This is a genomic window from Micromonospora sp. NPDC051300, from assembly GCF_044455315.1.
Taxonomy (GTDB): domain Bacteria; phylum Actinomycetota; class Actinomycetes; order Mycobacteriales; family Micromonosporaceae; genus Micromonospora; species Micromonospora robiginosa.
In genome coordinates this window covers 66,146-91,364 of sequence record NZ_JBITEP010000015.1, presented here as the reverse complement: position 1 = coordinate 91,364, position 25,219 = coordinate 66,146, and the positions used below count along the sequence as shown (strand labels likewise).

Sequence of the window (25,219 nt, the reverse complement as noted above, 5' to 3'; positions counted from 1 at the left end):
GGGGTGCCGGCCTTCGCGCGGTCGGTCAGCTGTTCCAGTGCTGGGCGACCAGGTCGGCGGCCTGCTGCTCCCACTGCGCGTACGCGTCCGGGTACGCGCTGACCTGAACGGTCTGCGCGGCCTGGGTCAGCGGCATGTCCTGCCAGCCGTCGACCTGCTTGAGGCCCTTGAGGAACGCGAGCGTGGAGTACTCGGGGTCGGTGATCTGCTCCGGCGTGCCCCAACCACTGGACGGGCGCTGCTGGAACAGGCCCAGCGAGTCGTGGTCGTTGCGGTCGCCGAGGTGGCCGAGGTTCTCCAGCTTCGACTCCTGCAGGCTGGTGGCGATCGAGACGACCGCGGCGCGCTCGTCCATGCCGGCCTTCTTGGTGGCGGCGACGATCGCCTTCACGTTGGCGGTCTGCTCGTCGTTGAGGTCGATGCGAGACTGCGCGCCCTGCACGCCGTGCGGGACGAGCGCGGCGGGATCGGCCTGCGCGGTGACCGCCACGTCGCGGGCGGTCGGGGTGCCGTCCTGGTGGTTGAGCGGGCCGGCGGCCAGGCCACCGGCGACGGTCAGACCGGCGATACCGAGAATGCTCTTGCGCAGCATGGTGTTCATGGGGGGGCTCCATTCGGGGGTTCGACACACCGGGGGGTGTGCGAGCACCGTCAGGCGCTCTCGCGGGGGACTCCGTCGGCTCACGGGGCGGGGGCCTCGTCGTGGCGGCGGAACCATGTGCAACGACCGGCGCCCCACCGTCATTCCCCGGATCCAGGATCCGGTGGCGGGTGTTTCCGCTGCTCAGCCGTGCACCGGGTATAACGCCCCCGCCCCCGGACCCATTCCACCCGGCGGGTGTCCCCGACCACCTCCGCACCGGACATACCGCCCACCCGGGGTATGTGATGCGTGGGTTGTGCGGTTCAGGTCGGCCGGGGCCAGCGGTGGAAGGAAAGAAGTCCCCACCCTCGCCCTGCCGTCCCGCCCCTACCCTCCCGCCCCCGCCCCGCGCCTCCGCCGATCTTGCACTCGCGGCCCTGCAAACGCCCGAATCATTCCGCTATGGGCGGGCCGAAAGTGCACGATCGGCGGATCGGTGGGTGGGTGGCCGTTGGTCCTTGCCGCTCGCGCAGGGTGGGCGGACTCGTCGGCTTCCGTGGGCGTCTCGTGCGGCACATGCGCCCCGCACCGGACGCCCGACTCGGTCGATCATGAAGTTGGCGGTGGATGATGTCCGATTTTTGGCGGCTCGCTTCATGGTCAACTACTCCGGGCGACGGAGCCGGTCGAGGCGGTGGGGTGGGGGCGGGGGAGTGCGGGCGGGGCTGTGGTGGTGGGGGCCGGTCGCGCGAGGTGGCACGGCCTAGGGTGGTGGGCGTGGCGACCCTTCTGCTTCTGCGACACGGCCGGACCACCGCGAACGCCGACGGTGGGCTGGCCGGGCGGCAACCGGTCGAGCTGGACGACACCGGGCGGGCCCAGGCGACCGCGGTCGGCGGCCGGCTCGCCGGGCTGCCGCTCGCCGCGGTGGTGACCAGCCCGCTGATCCGCTGCCGGCAGACCCTGGAGCTGGCGTTGCCGCAGGCCGAACCGGTGGTCGAGGACGGGCTGATCGAGTGCGGCTACGGCGCCTGGGAGGGGCAGGCGCTCAAGAAGCTGGCCAAGGAGCCGCTCTGGCCGGTCGTCCAGCAGCATCCCAGCGCCGCCGCCTTCCCGGAGGGGGAGTCGATGGCGGCGATGTCCGCGCGGGCGGTCGCCGCGGTGCGGGCGTGGGACGCGCGGGTCACCGCCGAGCACGGGCCGGAGGCGGTCTGGCTGGCGTGCAGCCACGGCGACGTGATCAAGGCGATCGTGGCCGACGCGCTCGGCGTACACCTGGATCTCTTCCAACGGATCGTGGCCGACCCGGCGTCGGTGACGGCGATCCGCTACACGCCGCTGCGGCCGTTCCTGGTCCGGCTCAACGACACCGGCGGCGACCTGTCGGCGCTGGTCCCGCCGCCGCGCAAGCGGCGACGGCGGCCGGCGCGCGCCGCCGAGTCGGACGCGGCGGTCGGCGGTGGCGCGGGGGCGGGGACGTCGTGACCGCGTGCGGCGGGCCCGGCGCGGCACGTTGCGCTCTGGGCGGATTCGGCGTCGGTGGGCTGCGCGGTGTTTCCGCGCGCCGGATAGGGTCGTGGGTATGACGCACCAGGTGCACGCGTTCGAGCCGCCGGAGCGGTTCGTCGCCGGAACGGTCGGCCCGCCGGGGGAGCGCACGTTCTTCCTCCAGGCGCGTGGCGGCGGCCGGCTGGTCAGCGTCGCGCTGGAGAAGGTCCAGGTGTCGCTGCTCGCCGAGAAGCTGGAGGAGTTGCTCACCGAGGCGCAACGCCGGTTCGGGGTGAAGCTGCCGGAGTCGGCGCCGATCGCGCTGGGCGACAACGAGCCGCTGGACACCCCGGTCGACGAGGAGTTCCGGGTCGGCACGTTGGGCCTGGCCTTCGACGTGGACACCGCCACCGTGGTGATCGAGGCGATCGCCGTGGGCGAGGCGGAGGTCGAGGTCGAGCTGGGTGACGCGGACGACGACGAGGTGGAGATCGACGAGGAGCCGGACGAGCCGGACGACGACCTCGACCGGCTCCGGGTGCGGCTGACCCCGGAGGCGACCCGGGAGTTCATCGAGCGCGCCAAGCGGGTCGTCAACGCCGGCCGGCCGCCCTGCCCGCTCTGCGGCCAGCCGCTCGACCCGGCCGGCCACCTCTGCCCCCGGCACAACGGCTATCACCGGTGACCTCGTCGGAACTGCAGCCCCGACAGGACGGCGCCGAGGCGCTGCGGTTGCTCGCCGACGGTGAGCTCACCCTGGAGGGGCGGCTCGTCGACGCCTCGAACGCGACGTTGCGTGCCGTCATCGCCCTCGGTGAGGTGAGCGCGCACTGCGTCTACAAGCCGGTGCGCGGCGAGCGCCCGCTCTGGGACTTCCCGGACGGCACGCTGGCCGGCCGCGAGGTCGCCGCCTATTTGGTCTCCCGGGCCACCGGGTGGGACCTGGTGCCGCCGACAGTGCTGCGGGACGGCCCGTTCGGCCCCGGCTCCTGCCAGCTCTGGATCGACGAGCCGGCCGACGCCGAGCCGCTTGTCGGCTTCGTGCCCGCCGAGGCGGTGCCGCCGCGCTGGTTCCCGGTCGCCGCGGCGCGCGACGACGACGGCGCGGCGTACGCGCTGGCGCACGCCGACGACCCGCGGCTGGCCCGGTTGGCCGTCCTGGACGCGGTGATCAACAACGCCGACCGCAAGGGCGGGCACGTGCTCGTCGGCGCGGACGACCGCATCTACGGGGTGGACCACGGGGTCAGCTTCCACGTGGAGGAGAAGCTGCGCACCGTGCTCTGGGGCTGGGCCGGCCGCCGCCTCCCGCCGGACGCGGTCGAGATGCTCGACGGGCTGGCCGCCCGCCTCGACGGCGCGCTCGGCGAGGAGTTGGCCGAGCACCTCACCCTCGGTGAGGTCAGGGCGGTGGCGGCCCGGGTGGACCTGCTGCGCGACACCTGCCGGTTCCCGCTGCCCCCGGAGGAGTGGCCGGCGATGCCCTGGCCACCCATGTGAGCCGCTGTCGCGTTGATCACCCGTGGGCCGGCTCCGGCGCGCCTGACGGATCGTTAGGCTGGCGGTCATGGAGTCTTGGGCGGGACACGAGGTGCCACGGCTGCCGGGCGAGGGCGTGCCACTGAGGTTGTACGACTCGGCGCGGCAGGGCCCGCACCCGTCCCGGCCCGACGGCGTCGCCTCGATGTACGTCTGCGGCATCACCCCGTACGACGCCACCCATCTCGGGCACGCCGCCACCATGATCACTTTCGACCTGGTGCAGCGGATGTGGCGCGACGCCGGCCTGACCGTGCGCTACGTGCAGAACGTGACGGACATCGACGACCCGCTGCTGGAGCGCGCCGAGCGCGACGGCGAGGACTGGAAGGTCCTGGCCATGCGGGAGACCGCGCTGTTCCGCGAGGACATGGAGGCGCTGCGGATGATCCCGCCGGCGCACTACGTCGGCGCGGTCGAGTCGATCCCGGACATCGCCGACAAGGTGCTCGTGCTGCTCAAGGACGGCGCGGCGTACCGGCTCGACGACGGCACCGGAGACGTCTACTTCGACGTCTCCGCCGCGCCCGCGTTCGGCTACGAGTCCAACATGTCCCGTGCCGAGATGCTGGAGATCTTCCCGGAGCGCGGCGGCGACCCGGACCGCGCCGGCAAGCGGGACCCGCTCGACCCGCTGCTGTGGCGCGGCGCCCGCGAGGGCGAGCCGTCCTGGCCGGGCGGCGAGTTGGGCCCGGGCCGCCCGGGCTGGCACATCGAGTGCACGGTCATCGCGCTGAACCTGCTCGGCGACCGCATCTCGGTGCAGGGCGGCGGCAACGACCTGATCTTCCCGCACCACGAGTGCTCCGCCGCGCACGCCGAGCGGCTGACCGGCGAGACGCCGTTCGCCGACCACTACGTGCACGCCGGCATGATCGGCCTGGACGGCGAGAAGATGTCCAAGTCCAAGGGGAACCTGGTCTTCGTCTCCCGGCTGCGGGCCGACCGGGTCGACCCGATGGCCGTGCGGCTGGCGCTGCTCGCCGGCCACTACCGCAGCGACAGGTCCTGGACCGACGAGCTGCTCGCCGAGGCGTTGGAGCGGCTGGCCCGCTGGCGCCGGGCCGCCGCCGCGCCCGCCGGCCCTTCCGGCGAGGCGTTGCTGGCCGGGGTACGCGACCGGCTCGCCGACGACCTCGACACGCCCGGCGCGTTGGCGGTGGCCGACGCCTGGGCCGAGCGCACCCTGGCCGGCGACGCCTCCGACGCCGACGCGCCGCGCCTGTTCGCCGACACCCTGGACGCCCTGCTCGGCATCCGGCTGTAAGGAGGGGCCCCCTCTTGACGCATTCCGTAGAGGAGGGGGCCCCGCTCAACACCTGCCCGTTGAGCGGGCCGGCAGACCGGTCAGGGCCGCGGGCACACAAGGCGCTCAGCCCAGGACCAGGCCCGGGTCTGGGTCCTGCTCGGGAGCCGGCGCGGGGATCTTGTACTCCTCGGTGAGGGTGGTCATCGGGCCCGGCCAGGTGGCCTGGGCGACCTCGATCGGCTTGTGCCGCTCGTCGTACGCGACGTGCAGCAGGTGCAGCACCGGGGTGTCCGGGCGGATCTGCAGGATCTCCGCCTCATCCCGGCTGGGCTGGCGGGCGCTTATCGTGTCCGTCGCGGTGGCGTACCGCCGGCCGGTGGCCTCCTCGGCCTCCTGGTAGAGCGGCCGGCCGAACGCCTCGGCCCGCTCCAGCGAGGTGCCTGCGGTGTCGGCGGGCAGGAACCAGGAGGCACCGACCTCGACCGGGGAGTCGTCGGTGCGGACCAGGTGCCGCCGGCAGAGCAGCTCGGTGCCGTCGGGAACGCCGAACGCGTCGGCGACCTCGGCCGGGGCGGCGGCGCGGCCGACCGAGACGAGCTGTTGGCGGTACCGGGCGGCCAGGTCCGTGTGGTAACCGCGGAAGCCGCCGTACCGGCCCCGGGAGAGGCGGTTGAGCCGGCGGCGGGTGCCCCGGACGTACGTACCGGAGCCGGGTTTGGTGATCAGGATGCCCTCGACCCGGAGCTGGTCGACGGCGCGTTGGACGGTCTGCTTGGCGACGCCGAACATCTCGGCGATGGCCGGGATGGACGGCAGCCGCTCGCCGGGGCCCCAGTCGCCGCGGCGCACCTGGGCCTTGAGCTGCGCGGCGATCTGCCGGTGCGGGAACTCGGCCGCCCCCGGGTTGATCTGCATGCCCGCCTCCTCATGACAGCTAGGTTCCTAGGATGCCCTACGGGAGGTGACCGCGCCACCCCGGACACGAAGAAGCCGGGCCCCGACGAAGGGGGCCCGGCTTCGGGGGAAACAGCTACCAGGAGCCGGCGGTCGGCCCGGCGGAACCACCCCGGCGGCGCAGGTACTTCTCGAACTCCTGGGCGATCTCGTCCCCGGTCAACGGGGTGATGCCCGCGTCGCCGACGCGTTCCTCCAGCTCACGAACGTATTCGCCGAGTTCGGCGTCCTGCTCGGCGGCGCTGCGCACCCGCTGCTCCCACTCGGCGGCCTCCTCGGCCAGGTCGGCCATCGGCACCGGCAGGTCGAGCACCTCCTCGACCCGGTGCAGCAGCGCCAGGGTGGCCTTGGGGCAGGGCGGGTTGTTGGCGTAGTGCGGCACGTGCACCCAGAACGACACGGCGTCGACCTCGGCCCGGGTGCACGCGTCGTGCAGCACGCCGACGATGCCGGTCGGGCCGTCGTAGCGGGTCGGGGTGAGCTGGTAGCGCTTCGCCGCGTCGGCGTCCGACGCGCTGCCGCTGATCGGCAGCGGTCGGGTGTAGGGCACGTCGGCCAGCAACGCGCCGAGCAGCACCACCCGCTCCACCTCCAGGCTGTGGCAGATCTCCAGCACCTGCTCGCAGAAGGTGCGCCAGCGCATGCTCGGCTCGATGCCCCGAATCAGCACCACGTCCCGCTCGGTGCCCTCCGGGCTGGCCACCATGAACCGGGTGGTGGGCCACTCGACCCGGCGGGTCTCCCCGTCGGCCATGGTGATGGTCGGCCGGCTCACCTGGAAGTCGTAGAAGTCCTCCGGGTCCAGCTCGGTCACCTGCCGGGACTGCCAGACCTGTTCCAGATGCTCCACGGCGGCGGTGGAGGCGTCCGCGGCGTCGTTCCAGCCCTCGAAGGCCGCGATGGCGACCGGCGAGCGCAGTACCGGCAGCCCGTCGAACTCGGTCACGCCGTCACCTCACCCTGCTCGTCGGGAGCGGTGCCGCCCCGTCGCACGGTCGCCTCCCTGATGTCCTTCACGTCCGCCAGCCTACGTGCCGCCGACGGAGGCGGCCCGTCGGCCGCGCCGGTCGCCCGGCCGGACCACCCGGTCGAACCGGATGAAAGGTACGGGTGATCCGGCCGACAGTATGAGGGAACGCGTCATTGGGGTGACCGTCCGACAGCCGAGCGCACTAACCTGACCGTGTGCCTACTTCGTTGCGTGACCTACTGGCGGACCGGATCCTGATCGCCGACGGGGCCATGGGGACGATGCTCCAGGCGGCCGACCTCACCCTCGACGACTTCGACGGCCTCGAGGGCTGCAACGAGATCCTCAACGTCACCCGGCCGGACGTGGTCCGCGGTGTTCACGAGGCCTACCTCGCCGCCGGCGCGGACTGCGTGGAGACCAACACGTTCGGCGCCAACCTGCCCAACCTCGCCGAGTACGGCATCGCCGAGCGCATCCGGGAGCTGTCCGAGGCGGGCGCGCGGATCGCCCGGGAGGCCGCCGACGCCTACGCGACGCCGGAGCGGCCGCGGTTCGTGCTGGGTTCGATGGGACCGGGCACCAAGCTGCCGACCCTGGGTCACGCGAGCTACGCCTCGCTGCGCGACGCGTACCAGGAGAACGCCGCCGGCCTGATCGCCGGCGGCGCGGACGCGCTCATCATCGAGACCTGCCAGGACCTGCTTCAGGTCAAGGCCGCGGCGGTCGGCTCGAAGCGGGCCCGCGCCGAGGCGGGCCGGGACGTGCCGATCATCTGCCAGGTGGCCGTGGAGACCACCGGCACCATGCTGCTAGGCAGCGAGATCGGCGCGGCGCTGACCGCGATCGAGCCGCTCGGGGTCGACCTGATCGGGCTCAACTGCTCCACCGGCCCGGCGGAGATGGGCGAGCACCTGCGCTACCTGTCCCGCCACTCACGCATCCCGGTGTCGGTGATGCCGAACGCCGGCCTGCCGGTGCTGACCGCCGACGGCGCCTACTTCCCGCTCGGCCCGGACGAGATGGCCGACGCGCTGGAGCAGTTCGTCGACGACTACGGCGTGGGGCTGATCGGCGGCTGCTGCGGCACCACGCCGGAGCACATCCGGGTGCTTGTCGAGCGGCTCGGCGGGCGTCGTCCGGTGGCCCGCGAGCCCGAGCCGGAGGCCGGTGTCTCCTCGATCTACCACCACGTGCCGTTCGCGCAGGACGCCAGCGTCCTGATGGTGGGGGAGCGCACCAACGCCAACGGCTCCAAGGCGTTCCGCGAGGCGATGCTGGCCGCCGACTGGCAGGCCTGTGTGGAGATCGCCCGCAACCAGGCCCGCGACGGCTCGCACCTGCTCGACCTCTGCGTCGACTACGTCGGCCGCGACGGCACGCAGGACATGCGCGAGCTGGCCGGCCGGTTCGCCACCGCGTCCACGCTGCCGATCGTGCTGGACTCCACCGAGCCGGCGGTGATCGAGGCCGGGCTGGAGATGCTCGGCGGGCGGTGCGTGGTCAACTCGGTGAACTTCGAGGACGGCGACGGTCCCGACTCCCGCTACGCGCGGATCATGCCGGTGGTCAGGGAGCACGGCGCCGCCGTCGTGGCGCTGCTCATCGACGAGGAGGGCCAGGCCCGCAGCCGGGAGTGGAAGGTCCGGGTGGCCCGCCGGCTGATCGACGACCTGACCGGCCGGTGGGGGCTGCGTCGGGAGGACATCCTCATCGACGCGTTGACGTTCCCGATCGCCACCGGGCAGGAGGAGACGCGCCGCGACGGCATCGAGACGATCGAGGCGATCCGCGAGATCACCGCCGAGTACCCGGGGGTCAACTTCACCGCCGGCATCTCGAACGTCTCGTTCGGCCTCAACCCGGCAGCTCGCCAGGTGCTCAACTCGGTGTTCCTGCACGAGTGCGTCCAGGCCGGCCTCAGCTCGGCCATCGTGCACGCCAGCAAGATCCTGCCAATGTCGAAGATCCCGGACGAGCAGCGTGAGGTGGCGCTCGACCTGGTCTACGACCGCCGCCGCGAGGGCTACGACCCGGTGCAGCGGTTCATCGAGGTGTTCGAGGGCGTCGACGCGGCGTCGGCGCGGGCCACCCGAGCCGAGGAGTTGGCCGCGCTGCCGCTGGAGGAACGGCTGAAGCGGCGGATCATCGACGGGGAGCGCAACGGCCTCGAGGCCGACCTGGACACCGCGATGGCCGAGGGGCGCACGCCGCTGTCCATCATCAACGACCTGCTGCTCGACGGCATGAAGGTGGTCGGCGAGCTGTTCGGCTCGGGCCAGATGCAGTTGCCGTTCGTGCTCCAGTCGGCCGAGGTGATGAAGACCGCGGTGGCCTACCTGGAACCGCACATGGAGAAGGCCGACGACGACGGCAAGGGCCGGATCGTGCTCGCCACCGTGAAGGGCGACGTGCACGACATCGGCAAGAACCTGGTCGACATCATCCTGTCCAACAACGGCTACGACGTGGTCAACATCGGCATCAAGCAGCCGATCACCGCGATCCTCGACGCCGCCGAGGAGCACCGCGCCGACGCGATCGGCATGTCCGGGCTGCTGGTCAAGAGCACTGTCATCATGAAGGAGAACCTGGCCGAGATGGCCTCGCGCGGCGTCGCCGAGCGCTGGCCGGTGCTGCTCGGCGGGGCGGCGCTGACCCGGGCGTACGTGGAGGACGACCTGCGGTCGATCTACCCCGGTCAGGTGCACTACGCCCGCGACGCGTTCGAGGGGCTGTCCCTGATGGACCGGGTGATGGCCGCCAAGCGCGGCGGCGCCCCGGTGGTCGACCCGGAGCGGGAGGCCGCGCTGGCGGCCCGCCGGGAGCGCCGGGAGCGGCAGCGGGCGCAGGTCCGCGAGGCGCTGCCCGAGCTGGACGACGCGTCGGTCCGCTCCGACGTCGCCCCGGACGTGGCGGTGCCCACCCCGCCGTTCTTCGGCACCCGGGTGGTCAAGGGCGTGCCGCTTGCCGACTACGCGGCGCTGCTCGACGAGCGGGCCACGTTCCTCGGCCAGTGGGGGCTGCGCGGCGCCCGCGGCGGCAAGGGCCCGTCCTACGAGGAGCTGGTGGAGACCGAGGGCCGGCCCCGGCTGCGCTACTGGCTGGACCGGCTGATCTCGGACCAGGTGTTGGAGGCGGCCGTGGTGTACGGCTACTTCCCGGCCTACTCCGAGGGCAACGACCTGGTGCTGCTGGACGAGAACGGGCACAGCGAGCGGGCCCGGTTCTCGTTCCCCCGGCAGCGGCAGGAGCGCCGGCTGTGCCTGGCCGACTTCTTCCGGCCGCAGGGCGACCAGCTCGACGTGGTGGCGCTGCAACTGGTCACCGTCGGGCAGCCGATCAGCGAATACACCGCGAAGATGTTCGAGGCCAACGAATACCGCGACTACCTGGAGGTGCACGGCCTGTCGGTGCAGCTCACCGAGGCGCTGGCGGAGTACTGGCACCGGCGGATCCGGGCCGAGCTGGTGCTGTCGGGCGGGGGGACGGTCGCCGACGACGACCCGGCCGACCTGGCCGGCCTGCTGCGCACCGACTACCGGGGCTGCCGGTACGCGTTCGGCTATCCGGCCTGCCCGGACCTGGAGGACCGGGCGAAGATCGTCGGGTTGCTGGGGGCGGAGCGGATCGGGGTGCAGTTGTCGGAGGAGTTCCAGCTCGTCCCGGAGCAGGCCACCGACGCGATCGTGGTGCACCACCCGGAGGCGAACTACTTCAACGCCAAGTGACGCGAACGTCCTCACCAGGGCGGCTCACGTGCTGGGGGGATTGCGGTGCCGCTCGGCGAGGCCCGACGCGAGGTGTCGTTCCGCCTCGTGTCGACGCTGGTCGGCGCCGGCGTGCCGGACCGCCGCCCGGTCCTCCTCGGACGAAAGCCGATCGCGGTCCCGCCGACTCACGAAGGCGACCACGGTGAGCACCAGCACCAGGAGCACCGCGACCGACACCACCACCGTCGTCATGCGATCGACGCTACGGCATGCGCGCCAGCGCCGGCTGCCGCCGATACGGGATGGACAGCGTCCGTCACCGTGGGCACCATGCGTGCGTGGCGGTCGAGGTGTGGACGGCGGTGACGTCGCTGGGCGGCGTGGCGATCGGCGGGGGACTCTCCTATCTGGTGCAGCACTCCACCCAGCGGCAGGCGGCGCGTACCGAGCAGCGCCGGCAGGCGCTCGCCCTGGCGGAGAGCCGGCGGGCCGAGCGGCTCGCGTTGCTGGAGCGGTTCGTCGGGGTGGCGGCGGACGCGGAGCGGTGTGCGCTCACCCGGCCGGACCGGTGGGAGGACGGGGAGGAGTGGCCGACGCGGACCCAGGCGGTGATGAACCAGCTCTGGGTCGCGGAGCGGATGATCCGGCTGCTGTTCCCGATCGCGGTCCACGACGCCGTCCGGGTCTACTTCCTGGTGCTCAACGGCGCGGTGTGGGAGGGCGTGCCGGCGGGGCAGAGCGCGCGGGACCTGTGGGAGCGGCCCCGGCTGGCCTTCCTGGACGCGGCGCGGGAGGCCCTCGACCCCTGACGGCGATGGTCACTCGGACGGGTTTCGCCCTCCTCTTCCGGTTATGTGAAGAAGTGTCCGGTCTTAGCGTGAGGTCGCACGCCGGCACGGGTCCGAGGCCCGTCGGCCCGACCGGAAGGCGACGACCATGCCCGACATCTCTCGACGTACGCTGCTCCAGGCCACCGCGGCCGTCGGCGCCGGGGCGGTCGTCGCACCGACCGTGCTCGCCGGGGCCGCCCAGGCCGCCACCGACACCGACGGCTCGGGGGCGCCGATCTGGGCCGAGTGCCCACCGGCGCAGTTGACCGGCCGGATCGTGCGCTTCGGTGACCCCGACTACCCGTCCGCGAGCCTCGGCTGGGACGAGTTGTTCGTGCGGAACCCGCTGGTCATCGTGTTCGCGCAGAACACCCAGGACGTGGTGAACGCGCTCGCCTGGTCCCGGCAGAACGACGTCGCGCTGCGGGTGCGCAGCGGCCGGCACAGCCTGGAGGGCTGGTCGAACGTGGACAACGGCATCGTCATCGACGTCAGTGAGCTGAAGTCGGCCGACATCGACCGGGCCGCGCTCACCGCGCGGGTCGGCGCCGGGCTCAACCAGTTGGAGGCCGTCACCGCGCTCGCCCAGCAGGGCCTCGCGGTGACCACGGGTACGGAGGGGAGCGTGGGCCTGTCCGGCGCGACGCTGGGTGGTGGCTTCGGCTTCCTCACCCGCTGGCTCGGCATGGCCTGCGACAACCTGATCGGGGCGGAGATCGTCGTCGCATCCGGCGCGAACGGCGCCAAGGCCATCCAGGTGGACCTGCGGAATCGCCGGGACCTGCTCTGGGCGTTGCGCGGGGCGGGCAACGGCAACTTCGGCATCGTCACCTCGCTGACCTACCGGGTGGCGCCGCTGCGCGGCGTGGCCTATCTCCAGGCCACCTGGTCGGGGCTGGACGACCTGGGGGAGGTCTTCGACAGGTGGCAGCGCACCGCGCCGTTCACCGACGTGCGCCTCGGCTCGCAGTTGGAGATCCACAAGTCGCAGCTTCTGCTGTTCGGCGTGCTCGTCGAGGACAGCGACGCGGAGGTGCGGAGGTTGCTGGCGCCGGTGCTGTCGGTCGGCAGCCCGCAGGTGACCGTGCAGCTCGGCGGCTGGGGTGAGATCTACGCCGGGTTCCAGATCCCGACCCAGGACGAGCCGGCGAACTGGAAGTTCTTCTCCCAGTTCACCCGCCGGCCGTTCCCACCCGAGGCGATCGAGGTCGTCCGCAGCTTCATGGCGGTCGCGCCCACCGAGGACAGCAACTTCTTCACCCAGGCGTTCGGCGTCGGCGCGCAGGCGAAGCAGCCGGTCGGCGGGTCGGCGTTCCCGCACCGCGACGCGATCTTCTATTCCGAGCCGGGCGCGGGCTGGGGGACCCGGGGCGTGCCGGACAGCGGCGACGCCCTCACCCCGGCCGCCCAGGCGTGGATCGCCGAGTTCAGCCAGGCGTTGCGCCCCTACGTGGACGGCGCCTACGTCAACGTGCCGAACATCGGCATGCAGGAGTGGGAGAGCGCGTACTGGGGGCCGAACGTGGAGCGGTTGCGCCGGATCAAGGCGGTCTACGACCCGCACAACGTCTTCCAGTACGAGCAGAGCATCCCGCCCGCGTCGTGCTGACCTAGCGGGCGCTTCGGAGAATCTCGCGGGCCTGCTCGGCGGCGCGGGTGATGCTCTCGCTGATGAAGTCCATGAAGCGGGCGATGTTCTCCAGGCGGGCGGCGGCCGGGCTGCCCGGTCCGAGCAGGGCGACGCCCTGCCGTGCCACGGCGACGAGCTGGTCGTTGGCGCGCGCGCTGGCGACGGTCGCCTGGTAGAAGAGGTCGTCGTCGACGACGTACCGCTCCCGGCGACGGTCGTCGCGTTCCCGGCGGACCAGGCTCTGCCCCTCCAGGAACGTGATCGCCTTGGAGATCGAGGCGGGGCTGACCTGGAGGCGTCGGGTCAGGTCCGCCGCGGTGAGGCTTGCCGCGTCGGTGGTGAACAGGCAGGTCAGCACGCGGGCCGCCATGGTCGGCAGGCCCGAGGCCATGAGGACCGTGGTCAGGGTTTCCGCGTACTCGGTCATCGCCGCGTCGTCCGGGTCGGGTGGTCCTTCGCGGCGCGTGGCGGCGGTGCGCCGCCGGGCCCGACGTTCGGTGGCGCGGTGGGCCAGCTCGGCGCGGTAGCCGGTGGGACCGCCGTTGCGCATCACCTCCCGGGTGACTGTCGAGGTCGGGCGGTCGAGGCGCCGGGCGATCTCCGCGTAGGCGAGGCTGTCGGCCAGCCCGGCGGCGATCTGGTGGCGTTCGTGCTGGGTGAGTCTGCCTCCCGGCATCCGGCGGCCCCTCTCTGCGGCATCCACGACCGACCATAGCGTTCGACTTCCACCATTGCAACGGGCCTGCGGCTTCCTCATTGCATTCGATTCAGGGTCGTTGCAATGATTGCACCACCTCCCAAGTGCCAAAACGGCCGCACAGGGCAACGAGTCTGTTGCCGGCCAATGGAAAGCAACGTAGCGTTTCCGGTGTTGGGAAACAGATTCCGCGCACCGGGAGAGCACGATGCAGACGTTCATCACCCCCGCCCCCATCTCCGCCGTCCTGGACGTGCCCGCCGGGCGGATCCAGGTCATCGGCGCGGACCGCGCCGACACCACGGTCGAGGTCCGACCCGCCGACGCCGCGAGCGACCGCGATGCCCGCACCGCCGGGCAGGCGGTCGTCGGCTACGCCGACGGCGTCCTGCGGGTCCGGATCCCGGCGGCCACCAACCGGCTCGTCGGGGCCGCCGGGTCCGTGGAGGTCACCGTGCGCCTGCCCGCCGGCTCCCGCGTCCAGGTCACCTCCGGCGCCGTCGAGGTGCGCGGCGTCGGCCGCCTCGGCGACGTCACCGTCGACGGCGGGTACCGCCAGGTCAAGATCGACGAGGCCGCGAGCGCCCACCTGACCGCGACCGACGGCGACATCGAGATCGGCCGGCTCGCCGGCGCCGCGGAGATCAGCACCGCGCGCGGCGACATCCGGATCGCCGAGGCGGTACGCGGCACGCTCGTGCTGCGCACCTGCGCCGGCGACATCACGGTCGCCGCCGCCGGCGGGGTCCCGGCCACCCTGGACGCCGGCACCGACCACGGCCGGGTCAGCAACGCCCTGCGCAACGACGGCGCACCGGTGCTCGACATCCGCGCCACCACCTCGCACGGCGACATCACCGCCCGCAGCCTCTGACCCACCCCACCCCACCCCACCTCAGGAGCAGAACCATGACGAAGAACGCGTGGACCGGAACCGTGCCCGTCGAGGACACCGCGCTGGCGGTCACCGACACCGGCGGCCCCGGCGTGCCGGTGCTCTACCTCAACGGCCAGTTCGCCACCCAGGGCTACTGGCGGCGCGTCGTCGCCGGCCTGGGCGACGGCTGGCGGCACATCACCTACGACGAACGGGCGCGCGGCCGGTCGGAGCGGTCGGCGGACTACTCCTTCGCCGCCGCCGTGCGCGACGTCGACGCCGTGCTCGCCGCCCGCGGCGTGGACCGGGCGCTGCTCGTCGGCTGGTCCTACGGCGCCGTCGTCGCCGCGCACTGGGCCGCGCACCACCCCGACCGTACGGTGGGGGCGGTCCTGGTCGACGGCGCCTTCCCGCACGACTGGCTGGACGAGGCCATGGAGGTGCGCATCCGCACGCTGTTCAGGCGGCTGGGCTGGTTCACGCCGCTGCTGCGCCCGACCGGCCTGACCCCGCGGATGAGCGCCGCGCAGCAGGCCGAGAGCAACATCGAGCTGGGCCGGCTGTCCCGGGAACGCGAGCTGGGCCCGGTGCTCGACCGGATCACCGTCCCGGTGCGCTACGTGGTCGCCTCGGGCACCTCCCTCGGCAGCCGCGGCGACGAGCAGGAACGCATCCGCGCCAGCCTCGACGGGGTGACCGCCCGCAACCCGAACATCCGGATCAGCGCCAAGGTCGCCAGCAACCACGGCGCGCTGCTCAAGAAGGACGCCCCTGCCGTCGTCGCGGCGGTCCGGGAGGTCGCCGCGCTCGACGAGACGGCGGCGGCCGGCTAGGTCGACCCCGCCGGCGTCGAGCGGTCAGGACGGGCCGCTCGACGCCGGACCGGGCGTGCCGGGGCTCGGGGACAGGCGGTCCCGCAGCCAGGTCGCCACCAGCTCGTCGAAGCCGGGCGCCCGCGCTCCGGCCACCCGGATGCCGTGGTCGGCGTCCGGGAACACCACGACCGTGTGGTCGGCGTGCCCGGCGTCGCCGAGGACCCGGTCCAGGGCGCGCCCGCTTGCCTCGACCGGGACCTGCGCGTCGACCGCGCCGAAGATCGCCAGAAGCGGGCAGCGCAGGGCGGCCAGCGGCGGCTCCGGGTCGTGGTCGGCGATGCCGGCGAGGAAGCCGATCGACGCGGGCGAGGTGCCGGCGAGCAGCGGATACCAGGGCGCGTCGTGCCACCGGGCCTGCGCGGCGTGCACGTCGGCCGGGTCGTCGCCGGCCCGGACCCGGCCGACCTGCTCGTGCAGCAGCGCCACCGCCCGACCGGCGTCGTCCTCGGTGAAACCGGCCGCGACGAGTTGGCGCCGCAGCCGGTACTCCTCCTGCGCCACCACCCCGACCGCCGGGCCGGACACGATGACCACCGCGTCGACCGCGGCGGGGGAGTGGGCCGCGGCGAGCGGCGCCACCCATCCGCCCTGGCTGTGGCCGACCAACGCGACGGCCCGCACGTCCGACCGGGCCCGCAGGGCGCCCACCGCGGCCAGGGTCTCGCCGGCCCGCCCGGGCAGGCTCTGCCGGGTCCAGTCGCCGGTGGAGGCACCGGAACCGGGCTTGTCGTAGGCGAGGCTGGCGAGGCCGGCGGCGGCCAGCCGGATCTGCCAGTCGCGCTGGTCGCACCCGCCCGGGCCAGAGCCTTCGACGAACACCACCGCCGGGTACGGTCCGGGCCAGGGCGGCCGGACCAGGTCGCCGACAAGCGTGTCGTCGCCGTGCCGGAAGGACAGCTCCATCGCGCGCGGGGCGAACAGCATCGATCGTCAGCTCGCGCGCGGCGCGTACATGATGATCGCGACGCCGACCAGGCAGACGGCCGCGCCGGCCAGGTCGTAGCGGTCGGGCCGGAACCTGTCGACGAGCATGCCCCAGGCCAGCGAGCCGGCGACGAAGACGCCGCCGTAGGCGGCAAGGATGCGCCCGAAGTTCGGATCGGGCTGAAACGTGGCCACGAAGCCGTAGAGGCCCAGCGCGATGATCCCGCCGGCCACCCAGAGCAGCCCGCGGTTCTCCCGCCAGCCCTGCCAGACCAGCCAGGCGCCGCCGATCTCGGCCAGCGCGGCGACCAGGAACAGCAGGATGGAGCGGGCGACCGTCATGCGTCCGACCGTACCGTCGGCGCCTCGTCGCCGGTCATGCCCCGGATTCCCGGCGCCGGTCGAGCCACGCGTCCAGGTGGGGCAGCGTCGCGGTCGGGTTCTCCACGTGCGGCAGGTGCCCGGCCTCGGGTACGACCACCAACCGGCCGTCGCCGAACGCCGCCGCGTACGCCGCGCCGTAGGCGGGGGTGACGATCCGGTCGCTCGCGCCCCAGAGCAGCAGGGCGGGTACCCGGACCCGGGCGAGCCGGCGGCGCAGCTTCGGGTCGTGCATGTAGGGGTCGCCGACAAGCACCCGCATGGTCTCGCGGTTGGCCGCCTGCCGCGCCTGCTGCTGCGGCGTGACGGTGCTCGGGTCGACGCGGAACCGCTCGGGGTCGTGCCAGGTGTACGCGCCGAGGGTCGGCGGGTCGAGGGTGAAGAAGTCCTGGATGGGCTCGCCGGGCACGTCGATGCCGACCGCGTCGACGAGGACCAGGCCGCTGACCAGGCCGGCGGTGTCCCGGACGGCCATCTCGGCGGCGATCCAGCCACCGAGCGAGGAGCCGACGACGAGCACGTCGCGCAGCCCGCGGTCGTGCAGCAGGTGCAGGTAGGCCATGGCGAGGTCGTCGATGCCGGTGAGCCAGGACGGCCGGTCGGCGCCGTCCCAGCCGGGATGCGTCGGGGTGAGGGTGTGCGCGCGCCGGGCCAGGTGGTGGCCGAGGGCGCTCACGGTGGCCGGTCCGCCGCCGCCGTGCAGGAGCAGGACGGGGCGGCCGTGGCCGGCCTCGGAGACGGTCAGGGTGAGGTCGGGGTGGTCCGCGAGGGAAGTCATGCCGCCACTCTAACTAAAGAAGCTTATTTAAGCTAGTTGAGTTGAGGGGCTAGGATGGTCCGGTGCACGAACTGCAACAGCTCGCCCGCACCGTCAAGCAGGTCCAGTACCGGCAGCACCGGGCCCTGGAGGCCGGCCTGATTGAGGTGGGCACCACGCTCGCCCAGTGGGACGCCCTGCGGGCGGTCGACCGGTCGCCCGGCGCGTCGGCGCGCGAACTCGCCGCCGCGACGTTCCAGACCGAACAGGCCTTCGGCGCGCTCGCCGCGCGGCTCGTCGCGCAGGGGCTGGTCGAGCGGCGCGCCGGGCGTGGCCGGCGCATCCCGCACCACCTCACGCCGGCCGGGCGACGCGTGCTCCAGGCCGGTCACCGGGTCGCCGACGAGGCGTTGGAGCGCTGCTGGGCCGGCCTGCCCGCCGCCGACCGCGCCGACCTGCTGCGCCTGCTGCGCCGCGCGCTCGCCGAGGAGGACGCCTGAGCCCCGCCGGGGCCCAGGCGCGCGGAGTCCTCAGTACGCGTAGGTGACCGAGATCGTGGCGGCCGGGCAGTTGTTCGCCCAACTGGTCAGCGCGCTCTTCTCCGCGCTGTCCACGGTCAGCCGCCAGCGGATCTTCACGGCCACCCACTCGCCGACGTAGCGGCAGCGGGCCGAGGCGTACGGCGGCAGCCAGGTCCCCGGGTCCTGGTCGCCCTTGGACTGGTTGACGTTGTCGGTCACCGCGGCCAGGGCGCGCGCGTCGCCCAGGTCGTTCGCGTACGCCTGGCGGCGGCTGGTGGACCAGTTCCGTGCGCCGGAGTCCCACGCCTCGGCGAGCGGGACCATGTGGTCGATGTCCAGGTCGCCGGTGGCGGTCCAGGTGGCGTTGTCGTAGTAGGAGTACCAGCGGCCGCCGGAGAGCGTGCAGGTGCCGCTGATCGTGGGCTTCGTGGTGGCCTCGGCGTAGAGCACCTCGTTGCGGGTGTTGCAGCCGTCGCCGTCCGCGTCGATCCAGTGCGGGAAGAGGTCCCGGCTGTAGCCGGTGCGCACCTCGGTGGCGACCGGCAGGCCGGCGACCGCGGTGGTGAGCGGGGCGGAGTAGCCGGCGGCGGGGGCGGGTTGGGCGAGGCCGAGGGTGGCGGCCGTGATCGCGGCGAGGCTGGTGGCCGTGGCGCGCAGGGTGCGGGACATGGGACTCCATCCGGACGGGATTGACGCTCCAGTCCCTCCATATAGACAGACATGGAAGTGAAGGTCCAGTCCGGTTTCCGTGAACATTCACCGGCCATCACCCCCACTACCTGCGACGGCGTGGGGAATAAGGGGTGTGCCGGCCGGTGCGGCGGGCTACCGTCACCGGAGTACGGCCGACGCCGGCCCGCCGAGCGCCGCGTCCCCGTCCGCGCCGTCCGGTTGACGCGGCCGAGACGCCGCCGGGCGAGCATGGGTGCGACGAGAGGGGCGGAAATGGCCGACCAGGTGACGACGAAGGTGCCGCCGGAGCAGGCGCACGCGCTGACCGGGCCGCCCCGGCCGGCGCAGATCGGCCCACCGAGCAGCCTGGACCTGTGGGCCCGCGCCCAGGTGCTGCACCGCTGCTTCGGCGACGACGACGGCGAGCCGCACATCATGCGCGGACTGGACTGACCCGGGCGGAGCGCCCGGGTCAGCGCACCGCCGCGCCCGCCCGGGCCAGCGCGTCCCGCCAGGACCGGGTGTGGAACGAGGCGGCCCCGTTGAACACCGCGTCGAGGAAGCCCGGCCCGTCGCCGCCCGGCTCCGGCCGGTGGGCCCAGAACTCGTCGCGCGCGCGCCGCTGGTCGGCGCTGGGCGACGGCGAGACGTCGGAACCGCGCCCGACTATCGCGTACCGCCGGCCGGCCACGGTCAGCAGCAGCGTGCCCAGCCGGCTCAACCGGCCCTGCACCTGACCGGCGGGCACGGCGAACACCTCGGCGCCCGCACGGTCGCGCGCCCGCAGCCAGCCCTGGTCCAGGGTCATCAGCACCGGTACGCAGCGTGTGCCGTTCCACAGGCTGCGTCGCCAGTAGACGACGCTGGCGAGGCTCACGTCAGGATTCACGGCGGGGACTGTACCGGGGCGGGTCCAGGGTGGCCGGCGGCGGTTACCCTGCCGCCGTGACCCGTCGATCCTGGTTCCTCGTGCTCGCCGCCGGCCTCGCCGTCGCCCTGCTCGCCGCGTGTGGCGGCGTGCTCTGGCTGCTGCGCGCCGGAGACGGCGAGGACACCGCCTGCGCGGCGCGGGTCGCCGCCGAGGAGGCCGAGGTCCGCACCGACCGGCGGTGGACCGAGCAGGACGTGCCGGGGATCGGGGCCTACCCCGAGATCCACTGGCAGGTCGACTACCCGAGCTTCGCCTGCTCCCGCGCCCCCGGCCCGACCGACCGGCGCTACCAGGGCGTGGTGCGGCTCGCGCCGGCCGACGCGCGGGCGCTGGCCGCCGCGTACACCTGGGCGCCGGTGACCGGCGCGGCGCCCGCGGTCTGGCCGGCGCTTGCCGGGTACGTGCCGGACGGCGTGCGTTGGGAGCGCAGCGCCGACCACGACGCGGGGACCACCGAGGTGTTCCTCGACCCCGGTCGGGCGCTGCTGCTGTTCACCGCCGTGGACACCTGATGAACGATCGCCCCCGCCGATGCGTGAGAGCGGGTGGCAACCGGGGTACTGCGGCGGGACACGGGCTCGGACAACCGGAGGTGGTCGTGGGGGACAGCGCGGGACGACGGCGGCTCGGGCCGCTCGCCGGGCTGCTGGTGGCCGCGGTGGTGGCGGCCGGGTGCATGGGCGGCGGGCTCGACCAGGGTGAGCCGCAGCAGCCGGCGCCGCGGCAGAGCGGGCGACCGGCGTCACCGGGCGCGGAGACCACCCGGGCGGACGGGACCACCAGCGTCGCCGAGTTCAAGCAGGACTTCTCCGACGCGGTCGCCGGCGCCGAGCAGTACTGGACCGCGCAGTTCCGCGCCTCCGGCGAACAGTTCCGGCCGATCCGCCGGGTGGTGGCCTACACCCGGGCCGGCGAGGTGTCCTGCGGCGGGCAGGGCCTGCCGCGCAACAACGCGGTCTACTGCTCCGCCGGCGACTTCATCGCCTACGACGTCAACTGGTCGGTGTCGGCGTTCCGGCAGATCGGCGACGCGTTCCTGTTCTACCTGCTGGGCCACGAGTACGCCCACGGCGTGCAGACCCGCCTCGGCATCCGCTACAACTTCACCATTCAGCAGGAACTGCAGGCCGACTGCATGGCCGGGGCGTACCTCGGCGACAGCGTGCGCGCCGGGACGCTGAAGCTGGAGGACGGCGACCTGGACGAGTTCCGGGAAGGGTTGCTGGCGGTCGGTGACGACCCGGATCAGCCCTGGTTCGCCGAGGGCGCGCACGGCACCGCCGAACAGCGCTCGGAGAAGTTCTTCGCCGGCTACGAGAACTCGCTGGACGCCTGCGGCCTCCGGTGATGCCGCAGGTCACCCCGATCGGGTACGGCGCCGGCCGGGTCGGGGCCGGCTGGCAGGATCGGCGGGGTACGCCCATCGAAGGAGGCCCCCGCTGAGCAGCCCACACCCCGCCGCCGTGCTCTTCGACATGGACGGCACCCTGGTCGACAGCGAGAAGCTGTGGGACGTCGCGTTGCAGGAGCTGGCCGCCGTGTACGGCGGCACCCTGTCCGAGGCGGCCCGGCAGGCGATCATCGGCACCTCGATGGCCGACGCCATGCGGATCGTGCACGACGACCTGGGGCAGCCGGAGCGGGACCCGCAGGCCAGCGCCGACTGGATCAGCGCCCGGATCCTGGACCTGTTCCGCACCGGCCTGCGGTGGCGCCCCGGCGCGTTGGCGTTGCTGCGCGCGGTGCGGGCCGCCGGCATCCCCACCGCCCTGGTCACCTCCAGCGGCCGGCCGCTTGTCGAGGTCGCCCTGGACACGCTGGGGCGGGACAGCTTCGACGCGGTGGTCTGCGGCGACGAGGTGGGCGAGGCCAAGCCGCACCCGGAGCCCTACCTGACCGCCGCGAAGCTGCTCGGCGTGCCGGTCGAGCGGTGCGTGGCGATCGAGGACTCGCCGACCGGGGTGGCGAGCGCGCTGGCCGCCGGCGCGGCGGTGCTGGCCGTACCGGCCGAGGTGCCGCTGCCGCCGACCGACGGCGTGCACCAACTGGAGAGCCTCACCGCGGCGGACCTGGAGCTGCTCGCCGCCCTGCTCGACCGGTAAGGAAGGGCCCCTTCTCAACGCCAGGCGTTAAGAAGGGGCCCTTCCTTGCACCTCAGTCGTGGGCGATCGCGCCGAGCACGTTGATCCGGGCGGCGCGGATCGCCGGCAGCACCGCCGCCACCACGCCGATGATCGCCGCCAGTACCAGGAACGTCACCATCTGGCCCCAGGGCAGGACCAGGTCGGTGATCCCCTCGTCCTTGAGCGCCCGGACCACCGCAGCGCCGAGGCCGGTGCCGACCACGACGCCGAGCAGCGCGCCGAAGATCGAGATCACCACCGCCTCGACGGTGATCATCCGCATCGTCTGCGCCCGGCGCAGGCCGATCGCCCGCAGCAGACCCAGCTCGCGGGTCCGCTCCAGCACCGACAGCGCGAGCGTGTTGATGATGCCCAGCACCGCGATCACGATGGCCAGCGCCAACAGGATCTGGATCATCCGCAGCGGGGTGTCGAGCTGGCTGGTCTGCTGCTTGATGAACGCCGCCCGGTCCGCCACCGACACCTCGGGGCTGTCCGCCAGCAACCGCTCGACCTGCGGCTGCACCGCGCCGACCGAGGTGCCCGGGTCGAGCTGCACGAAGCCCTGGATGGGCTGCGGGATGGCGAAGTCGGCGGTCGCCTGCGGTGGCAGCACCACCGGGTTGGTGAGCTGGGAACTCTCGTAGATGCCGCTGACCGTGTAGGTGCGGGTGTCGCCGCGCGACAGTTGCACCGGCACGGACGACCCGACGGTCAGCTTGCGCGCCTTCGCGGTGTCCGAGCTGAGCAGCATCTGGTCCGGGGCCAGTCGGCCGATGTCACCGGAGGTGGCCTTCGCCCCGAAGATCTGCTCCAGCGCGGCCACGTTGCTGGACGCCGCCACCCAGGTGCGCTCGCCGCCGACGGTGGCCATGTCGCCGTACTCGCCGTCGACCAGCCGCACCCCGGGGATCGCCGCGGTCTTCTCCAGCACCGCCGCGTCGAAGCTCGCCGGGCGCGGCCCGGACGAGGCGCCGGAGATCACCAGCTCGGCCTTGATGGTGTCCTCGGCGAGCGCGCTGATGCTGCCCTTCGCCGAGTCCAGGATCACCGTCACGCCTGTCACCAGCGCGATGCCGACCATCAGCGCGGCGGCGGTGATCGCGGTGCGGCGCGGGTTGCGGCCCGAGTTGAGCCGGCCCAGTTTCCCCGGCACCGACCAGGAGAAGATCGTGCCGAGCAGCGACACCACCGGCCGGCTGATCACCGGCGTCAGCAGCGCCACCCCGATGAACGCGAACAGCACGCCGCCGAGGATCGTCGCGAGGGTGTTGCCGCCGGCGTTGCCGCTGAGGCCGAGGAAGAGCAGCACCGCGCCGATGCCGGTGACCACCGCGCCGCCGATCGTCACCTTGGTCAGCGGCCGGTCCGGCGTCGCCACGTCCTGCATCGCCGCGATCGGCGGGATGCGCGCGGCCCGCAGCGCCGGCAACAGCGCCGCGACCACCGTGATGACCAGACCGACGCCGAACGCGCCGATCACCGCCGCCGCCGGCACGCCGAGCCCGGCCAGGCTCAGACCGCCGGCCAGCTTCCCGAACAGGTACGCCAGCAGCGCGCCCACCCCGATGCCGGCGGCCAGCCCGAGCACCGAGGCGATCAGGCCGACCGCCACCGCCTCCAGCACCACCGAGCCGATGACCTGCCGGCCGCTCGCGCCGATGGCCCGCATCAGGGCCAGCTCGCGGGTGCGCTGGGCCACGATGATGGAGAACGTGTTGAGGATCAGGAACGTGCCCACCAGCAGCGCCACCGCGGCGAACCCGAGCAGGATCTTGTTGAAGAAGGACAGCCCCTCCTTCAACCCGGCCGAGGCGCTGTCGGCGAGCTGCTTGCCGGTCTTCACGTCGTAGGCGCCGCCGAGCGCGCGGGACACCTCGTCGCGCAGCGCCTCCGGCGTGGTGCCGTCGGCGGCCCGCGCGCTGATGTTGGAGAACACGTCCGGCTTGCCGAGCATCAGCCGCTGCGCCACAGGGGTGGTGAAGGCGACCTCGTTCGCGCCGCCGACGGAGTCCCGGCCGCCGCTGTAGCCGAACACGCCGACCAGCGTGAACTCCTTCTTCGGCGCCAGCGTCAGCACGCCGACCCGGTCGCCGACCTTCACGTTCGCCGCCTTCGCCAGCGCGGCGTTGACCACGATCTCGTCGTCGGCCTGCGGGCCGCGCCCCTCGCGCAGCTTCACCAGGTCACCCTCGCCGAGCCAGTTCTCGCCGAGCTGCGGCGGCCCGAACGAGGTGACCACCTTGCCGTTGCTGCCGATCAGCCGGGCGCCGTCGGTGGCGACCACGCCGCGCACGTCCGCCGCGCCGGGCACCGCCTTCACCCGGTCCACGAGCGACGCCGGCACCGGGGCGGCCACCTGCTCGCCCTCGGCCTCGGAGACCTCGACCTTCGGCTTCGCCGCCACGTTCACGTCGATGTCGGCGTAGGCGTCGGCGAAGACCGCGTCGAAGGAGCGCCCGAGCGTGTCGGTGAGCACGAACGCGCCGGAGACGAACATGACGCCGAGCACCACCGCCAGGCCGGACAGGAGCAGGCGCAGCTTGCGCGCCAGCAGGCTCTTCAGCGTTGCCCGCAACATCAGTTGCCCACCTCGACCGGGGCGTCCAGCTTCTTCATGGTGTCCAGCACCGTCTCGGCGGTCGGCTCGACCAGCTCCGAGACGATCTGCCCGTCGGCGAGGAAGACCACCCGGTCGGCGTACGCGGCGGCGGTCGGGTCGTGGGTGACCATGACGATGGTCTGGCCGTGCTCGCGCACCGAGTCGCGCAGGAAGGCGAGCACCTCGGCGCCGGACCGGGAGTCCAGGTTGCCGGTCGGCTCGTCCGCGAAGATCACCTCGGGTCGGGCGACGAGCGCCCGCGCGCACGCCACCCGCTGCTGCTGGCCGCCGGAGAGCTGGGCCGGGCGGTGCCCGAGCCGGTCCCGCAGCCCGACCGTGTCGATCACCGTGTCGTACCAGGCCGGGTCCGGCTTGCGCCCGGCGATGGAGAGCGGCAGCAGGATGTTCTCCTGCGCGGTGAGCGTGGGCAGCAGGTTGAACTGCTGGAAGATGAAGCCCACCTTGTCGCGGCGCAGCTTCGTCAGGCCGGAGTCGTTCAGCCCGGTCACCGTCGTCTCGCCGATCATCACGGTGCCCCGGGTCACCGAGTCCAGGCCGGCGAGGCAGTGCATCAGCGTCGACTTGCCCGAGCCGGACGGCCCCATGATCGCGGTGAACCGGCCGCGTTCGAACTCGGCGCTCACCCCCCGCAGCGCGATGACCTGCGCCTCGCCGCTGCCGTACACCTTCCACACGTCGTTCGCCCGGGCCGCGGCCTGCGCCTGCCGGCCTACCGTCGCGGTCACGTCATCTACCTCTTCCGTCTGCCTTCGAGATCCGCACCGCCCCCGCTGGTCGGTGCGGCGGTTCCATCCTCGGTGCCGCCGGTCGGGAATCCGTCCGACCCCGGGCGGAATCCGTGCCGAACTTCTGGTGGGGGTCGCCCCCCAGAACGGGTCAGGG

26 protein-coding genes are annotated in these 25,219 nt (G+C 73.1%); 14 read left to right on the top strand and 12 right to left on the bottom strand.

What is annotated here, in order from left to right; translation table 11 throughout:
- Positions 1-25: 25 nt before the first annotated feature.
- Positions 26-601 carry a hypothetical protein gene (locus ACIA5A_RS18390; RefSeq protein WP_396763327.1) on the bottom strand — a complete coding sequence of 192 codons (576 nt, stop codon included), beginning with the start codon at positions 599-601 and terminating at the stop codon, positions 26-28.
- A gap of 750 nt (positions 602-1,351) precedes the next feature.
- Here ACIA5A_RS18390 and ACIA5A_RS18385 point away from each other — a divergent pair.
- The 4 genes from ACIA5A_RS18385 (at position 1,352) to mshC (ending at position 4,877) form a co-directional block, all read left to right on the top strand.
- Positions 1,352-2,068: an MSMEG_4193 family putative phosphomutase gene (locus ACIA5A_RS18385; protein ID WP_396763324.1), complete on the top strand. Its 717-nt coding sequence runs from the start codon at positions 1,352-1,354 to the stop codon at positions 2,066-2,068.
- A 97-nt stretch (positions 2,069-2,165) separates the two neighbouring features.
- Entirely contained in the window at positions 2,166-2,756 is a 591-nt protein-coding gene (locus tag ACIA5A_RS18380; protein ID WP_181568112.1) for a DUF3090 domain-containing protein, read from the top strand.
- Complete coding sequence (locus ACIA5A_RS18375; RefSeq protein ID WP_396763321.1) at positions 2,753-3,571, top strand: SCO1664 family protein; 819 nt, start codon at positions 2,753-2,755, stop codon at positions 3,569-3,571. The genes ACIA5A_RS18380 and ACIA5A_RS18375 overlap by 4 nt, the downstream gene beginning before the upstream one ends.
- A 67-nt stretch (positions 3,572-3,638) precedes the next feature.
- Positions 3,639-4,877, top strand: a complete 1,239-nt coding sequence (gene mshC / locus ACIA5A_RS18370) for a cysteine--1-D-myo-inosityl 2-amino-2-deoxy-alpha-D-glucopyranoside ligase (protein ID WP_396763318.1) — start codon at positions 3,639-3,641, stop codon at positions 4,875-4,877.
- 105 nt (positions 4,878-4,982) lie between these two features.
- On the opposite strand, the gene ACIA5A_RS18365 is transcribed toward mshC, so the two are convergent.
- Positions 4,983-5,774, bottom strand: a complete 792-nt coding sequence (locus ACIA5A_RS18365) for a GntR family transcriptional regulator (protein WP_396763315.1) — start codon at positions 5,772-5,774, stop codon at positions 4,983-4,985.
- 115 nt (positions 5,775-5,889) lie between these two features.
- Positions 5,890-6,759 carry a PAC2 family protein gene (locus ACIA5A_RS18360; RefSeq protein WP_089157832.1) on the bottom strand — a complete coding sequence of 290 codons (870 nt, stop codon included), beginning with the start codon at positions 6,757-6,759 and terminating at the stop codon, positions 5,890-5,892.
- Between the two features lie 251 nt (positions 6,760-7,010).
- On the opposite strand from ACIA5A_RS18360, the gene metH reads away from it, so the two are divergent.
- Positions 7,011-10,514: a methionine synthase gene (gene metH / locus ACIA5A_RS18355; RefSeq protein WP_396763483.1), complete on the top strand. Its 3,504-nt coding sequence runs from the start codon at positions 7,011-7,013 to the stop codon at positions 10,512-10,514.
- Between the two features lie 24 nt (positions 10,515-10,538).
- Here the strand turns inward: metH and ACIA5A_RS18350 are convergent, their stop codons facing one another.
- Positions 10,539-10,748, bottom strand: coding sequence for a hypothetical protein (locus tag ACIA5A_RS18350; protein WP_396763311.1), 210 nt, complete (start codon positions 10,746-10,748; stop codon positions 10,539-10,541).
- Positions 10,749-10,834: 86 nt separating this feature from the next.
- Between ACIA5A_RS18350 and ACIA5A_RS18345 the strand changes: the two genes are divergently transcribed.
- Both ACIA5A_RS18345 and ACIA5A_RS18340 read left to right on the top strand, forming a co-directional pair.
- On the top strand, positions 10,835-11,305 hold the full coding sequence (locus ACIA5A_RS18345) for a hypothetical protein (protein ID WP_396763308.1): 471 nt from the start codon (positions 10,835-10,837) through the stop codon (positions 11,303-11,305).
- A 127-nt stretch (positions 11,306-11,432) separates the two neighbouring features.
- A complete protein-coding gene (locus ACIA5A_RS18340) occupies positions 11,433-12,935 on the top strand; it encodes an FAD-binding oxidoreductase (RefSeq protein ID WP_396763305.1) in 1,503 nt (500 codons plus the stop codon).
- 1 nt (position 12,936) lies between these two features.
- Here ACIA5A_RS18340 and ACIA5A_RS18335 read toward each other — a convergent pair whose 3' ends face one another.
- Entirely contained in the window at positions 12,937-13,632 is a 696-nt protein-coding gene (locus tag ACIA5A_RS18335) for a helix-turn-helix domain-containing protein (protein WP_396763303.1), read from the bottom strand.
- Between the two features lie 229 nt (positions 13,633-13,861).
- On the opposite strand from ACIA5A_RS18335, the gene ACIA5A_RS18330 reads away from it, so the two are divergent.
- Positions 13,862-14,527 carry a DUF4097 family beta strand repeat-containing protein gene (locus ACIA5A_RS18330; RefSeq protein WP_396763300.1) on the top strand — a complete coding sequence of 222 codons (666 nt, stop codon included), beginning with the start codon at positions 13,862-13,864 and terminating at the stop codon, positions 14,525-14,527.
- A 35-nt stretch (positions 14,528-14,562) separates the two neighbouring features.
- Complete coding sequence (locus ACIA5A_RS18325; protein WP_396763297.1) at positions 14,563-15,363, top strand: alpha/beta fold hydrolase; 801 nt, start codon at positions 14,563-14,565, stop codon at positions 15,361-15,363.
- 24 nt (positions 15,364-15,387) lie between these two features.
- Here the strand turns inward: ACIA5A_RS18325 and ACIA5A_RS18320 are convergent, their stop codons facing one another.
- From ACIA5A_RS18320 to ACIA5A_RS18310, 3 genes are read right to left on the bottom strand one after another with little or no spacing between them, the layout of a single operon-like run.
- Positions 15,388-16,329 (bottom strand): alpha/beta hydrolase family protein, encoded by a 942-nt coding sequence (locus tag ACIA5A_RS18320; RefSeq protein ID WP_396763294.1) that lies wholly within the window; start codon positions 16,327-16,329, stop codon positions 15,388-15,390.
- Between the two features lie 6 nt (positions 16,330-16,335).
- Complete coding sequence (locus ACIA5A_RS18315) at positions 16,336-16,671, bottom strand: YnfA family protein (protein ID WP_396763291.1); 336 nt, start codon at positions 16,669-16,671, stop codon at positions 16,336-16,338.
- Positions 16,672-16,705: 34 nt separating this feature from the next.
- Positions 16,706-17,488, bottom strand: a complete 783-nt coding sequence (locus tag ACIA5A_RS18310; RefSeq protein ID WP_396763288.1) for an alpha/beta fold hydrolase — start codon at positions 17,486-17,488, stop codon at positions 16,706-16,708.
- A 62-nt stretch (positions 17,489-17,550) separates the two neighbouring features.
- Here ACIA5A_RS18310 and ACIA5A_RS18305 point away from each other — a divergent pair, with 62 nt between their 5' ends.
- Entirely contained in the window at positions 17,551-17,967 is a 417-nt protein-coding gene (locus ACIA5A_RS18305) for a MarR family winged helix-turn-helix transcriptional regulator (protein ID WP_396763285.1), read from the top strand.
- 30 nt (positions 17,968-17,997) lie between these two features.
- On the opposite strand, the gene ACIA5A_RS18300 is transcribed toward ACIA5A_RS18305, so the two are convergent.
- Positions 17,998-18,657, bottom strand: coding sequence for an HNH endonuclease family protein (locus ACIA5A_RS18300; protein WP_396763283.1), 660 nt, complete (start codon positions 18,655-18,657; stop codon positions 17,998-18,000).
- Positions 18,658-18,933: 276 nt separating this feature from the next.
- Here ACIA5A_RS18300 and ACIA5A_RS18295 point away from each other — a divergent pair, with 276 nt between their 5' ends.
- Complete coding sequence (locus ACIA5A_RS18295; protein ID WP_396763280.1) at positions 18,934-19,113, top strand: hypothetical protein; 180 nt, start codon at positions 18,934-18,936, stop codon at positions 19,111-19,113.
- Positions 19,114-19,132: 19 nt separating this feature from the next.
- On the opposite strand, the gene ACIA5A_RS18290 is transcribed toward ACIA5A_RS18295, so the two are convergent.
- Entirely contained in the window at positions 19,133-19,549 is a 417-nt protein-coding gene (locus ACIA5A_RS18290; RefSeq protein ID WP_396763277.1) for a hypothetical protein, read from the bottom strand.
- 56 nt (positions 19,550-19,605) lie between these two features.
- On the opposite strand from ACIA5A_RS18290, the gene ACIA5A_RS18285 reads away from it, so the two are divergent.
- From ACIA5A_RS18285 to ACIA5A_RS18275, 3 genes are all read left to right on the top strand, one after another.
- On the top strand, positions 19,606-20,103 hold the full coding sequence (locus tag ACIA5A_RS18285; protein WP_396763274.1) for a hypothetical protein: 498 nt from the start codon (positions 19,606-19,608) through the stop codon (positions 20,101-20,103).
- A gap of 86 nt (positions 20,104-20,189) precedes the next feature.
- Entirely contained in the window at positions 20,190-20,939 is a 750-nt protein-coding gene (locus ACIA5A_RS18280; protein WP_396763271.1) for a neutral zinc metallopeptidase, read from the top strand.
- Between the two features lie 115 nt (positions 20,940-21,054).
- Positions 21,055-21,693: an HAD family hydrolase gene (locus ACIA5A_RS18275; RefSeq protein ID WP_396763268.1), complete on the top strand. Its 639-nt coding sequence runs from the start codon at positions 21,055-21,057 to the stop codon at positions 21,691-21,693.
- A gap of 52 nt (positions 21,694-21,745) precedes the next feature.
- Here the strand turns inward: ACIA5A_RS18275 and ACIA5A_RS18270 are convergent, their stop codons facing one another.
- Positions 21,746-24,295 (bottom strand): ABC transporter permease, encoded by a 2,550-nt coding sequence (locus tag ACIA5A_RS18270; RefSeq protein ID WP_396763266.1) that lies wholly within the window; start codon positions 24,293-24,295, stop codon positions 21,746-21,748.
- Positions 24,295-25,062 carry an ABC transporter ATP-binding protein gene (locus ACIA5A_RS18265; RefSeq protein ID WP_396763263.1) on the bottom strand — a complete coding sequence of 256 codons (768 nt, stop codon included), beginning with the start codon at positions 25,060-25,062 and terminating at the stop codon, positions 24,295-24,297. Before ACIA5A_RS18265 ends, ACIA5A_RS18270 begins: the two co-directional genes overlap by 1 nt.
- Positions 25,063-25,219: the final 157 nt, after the last annotated feature.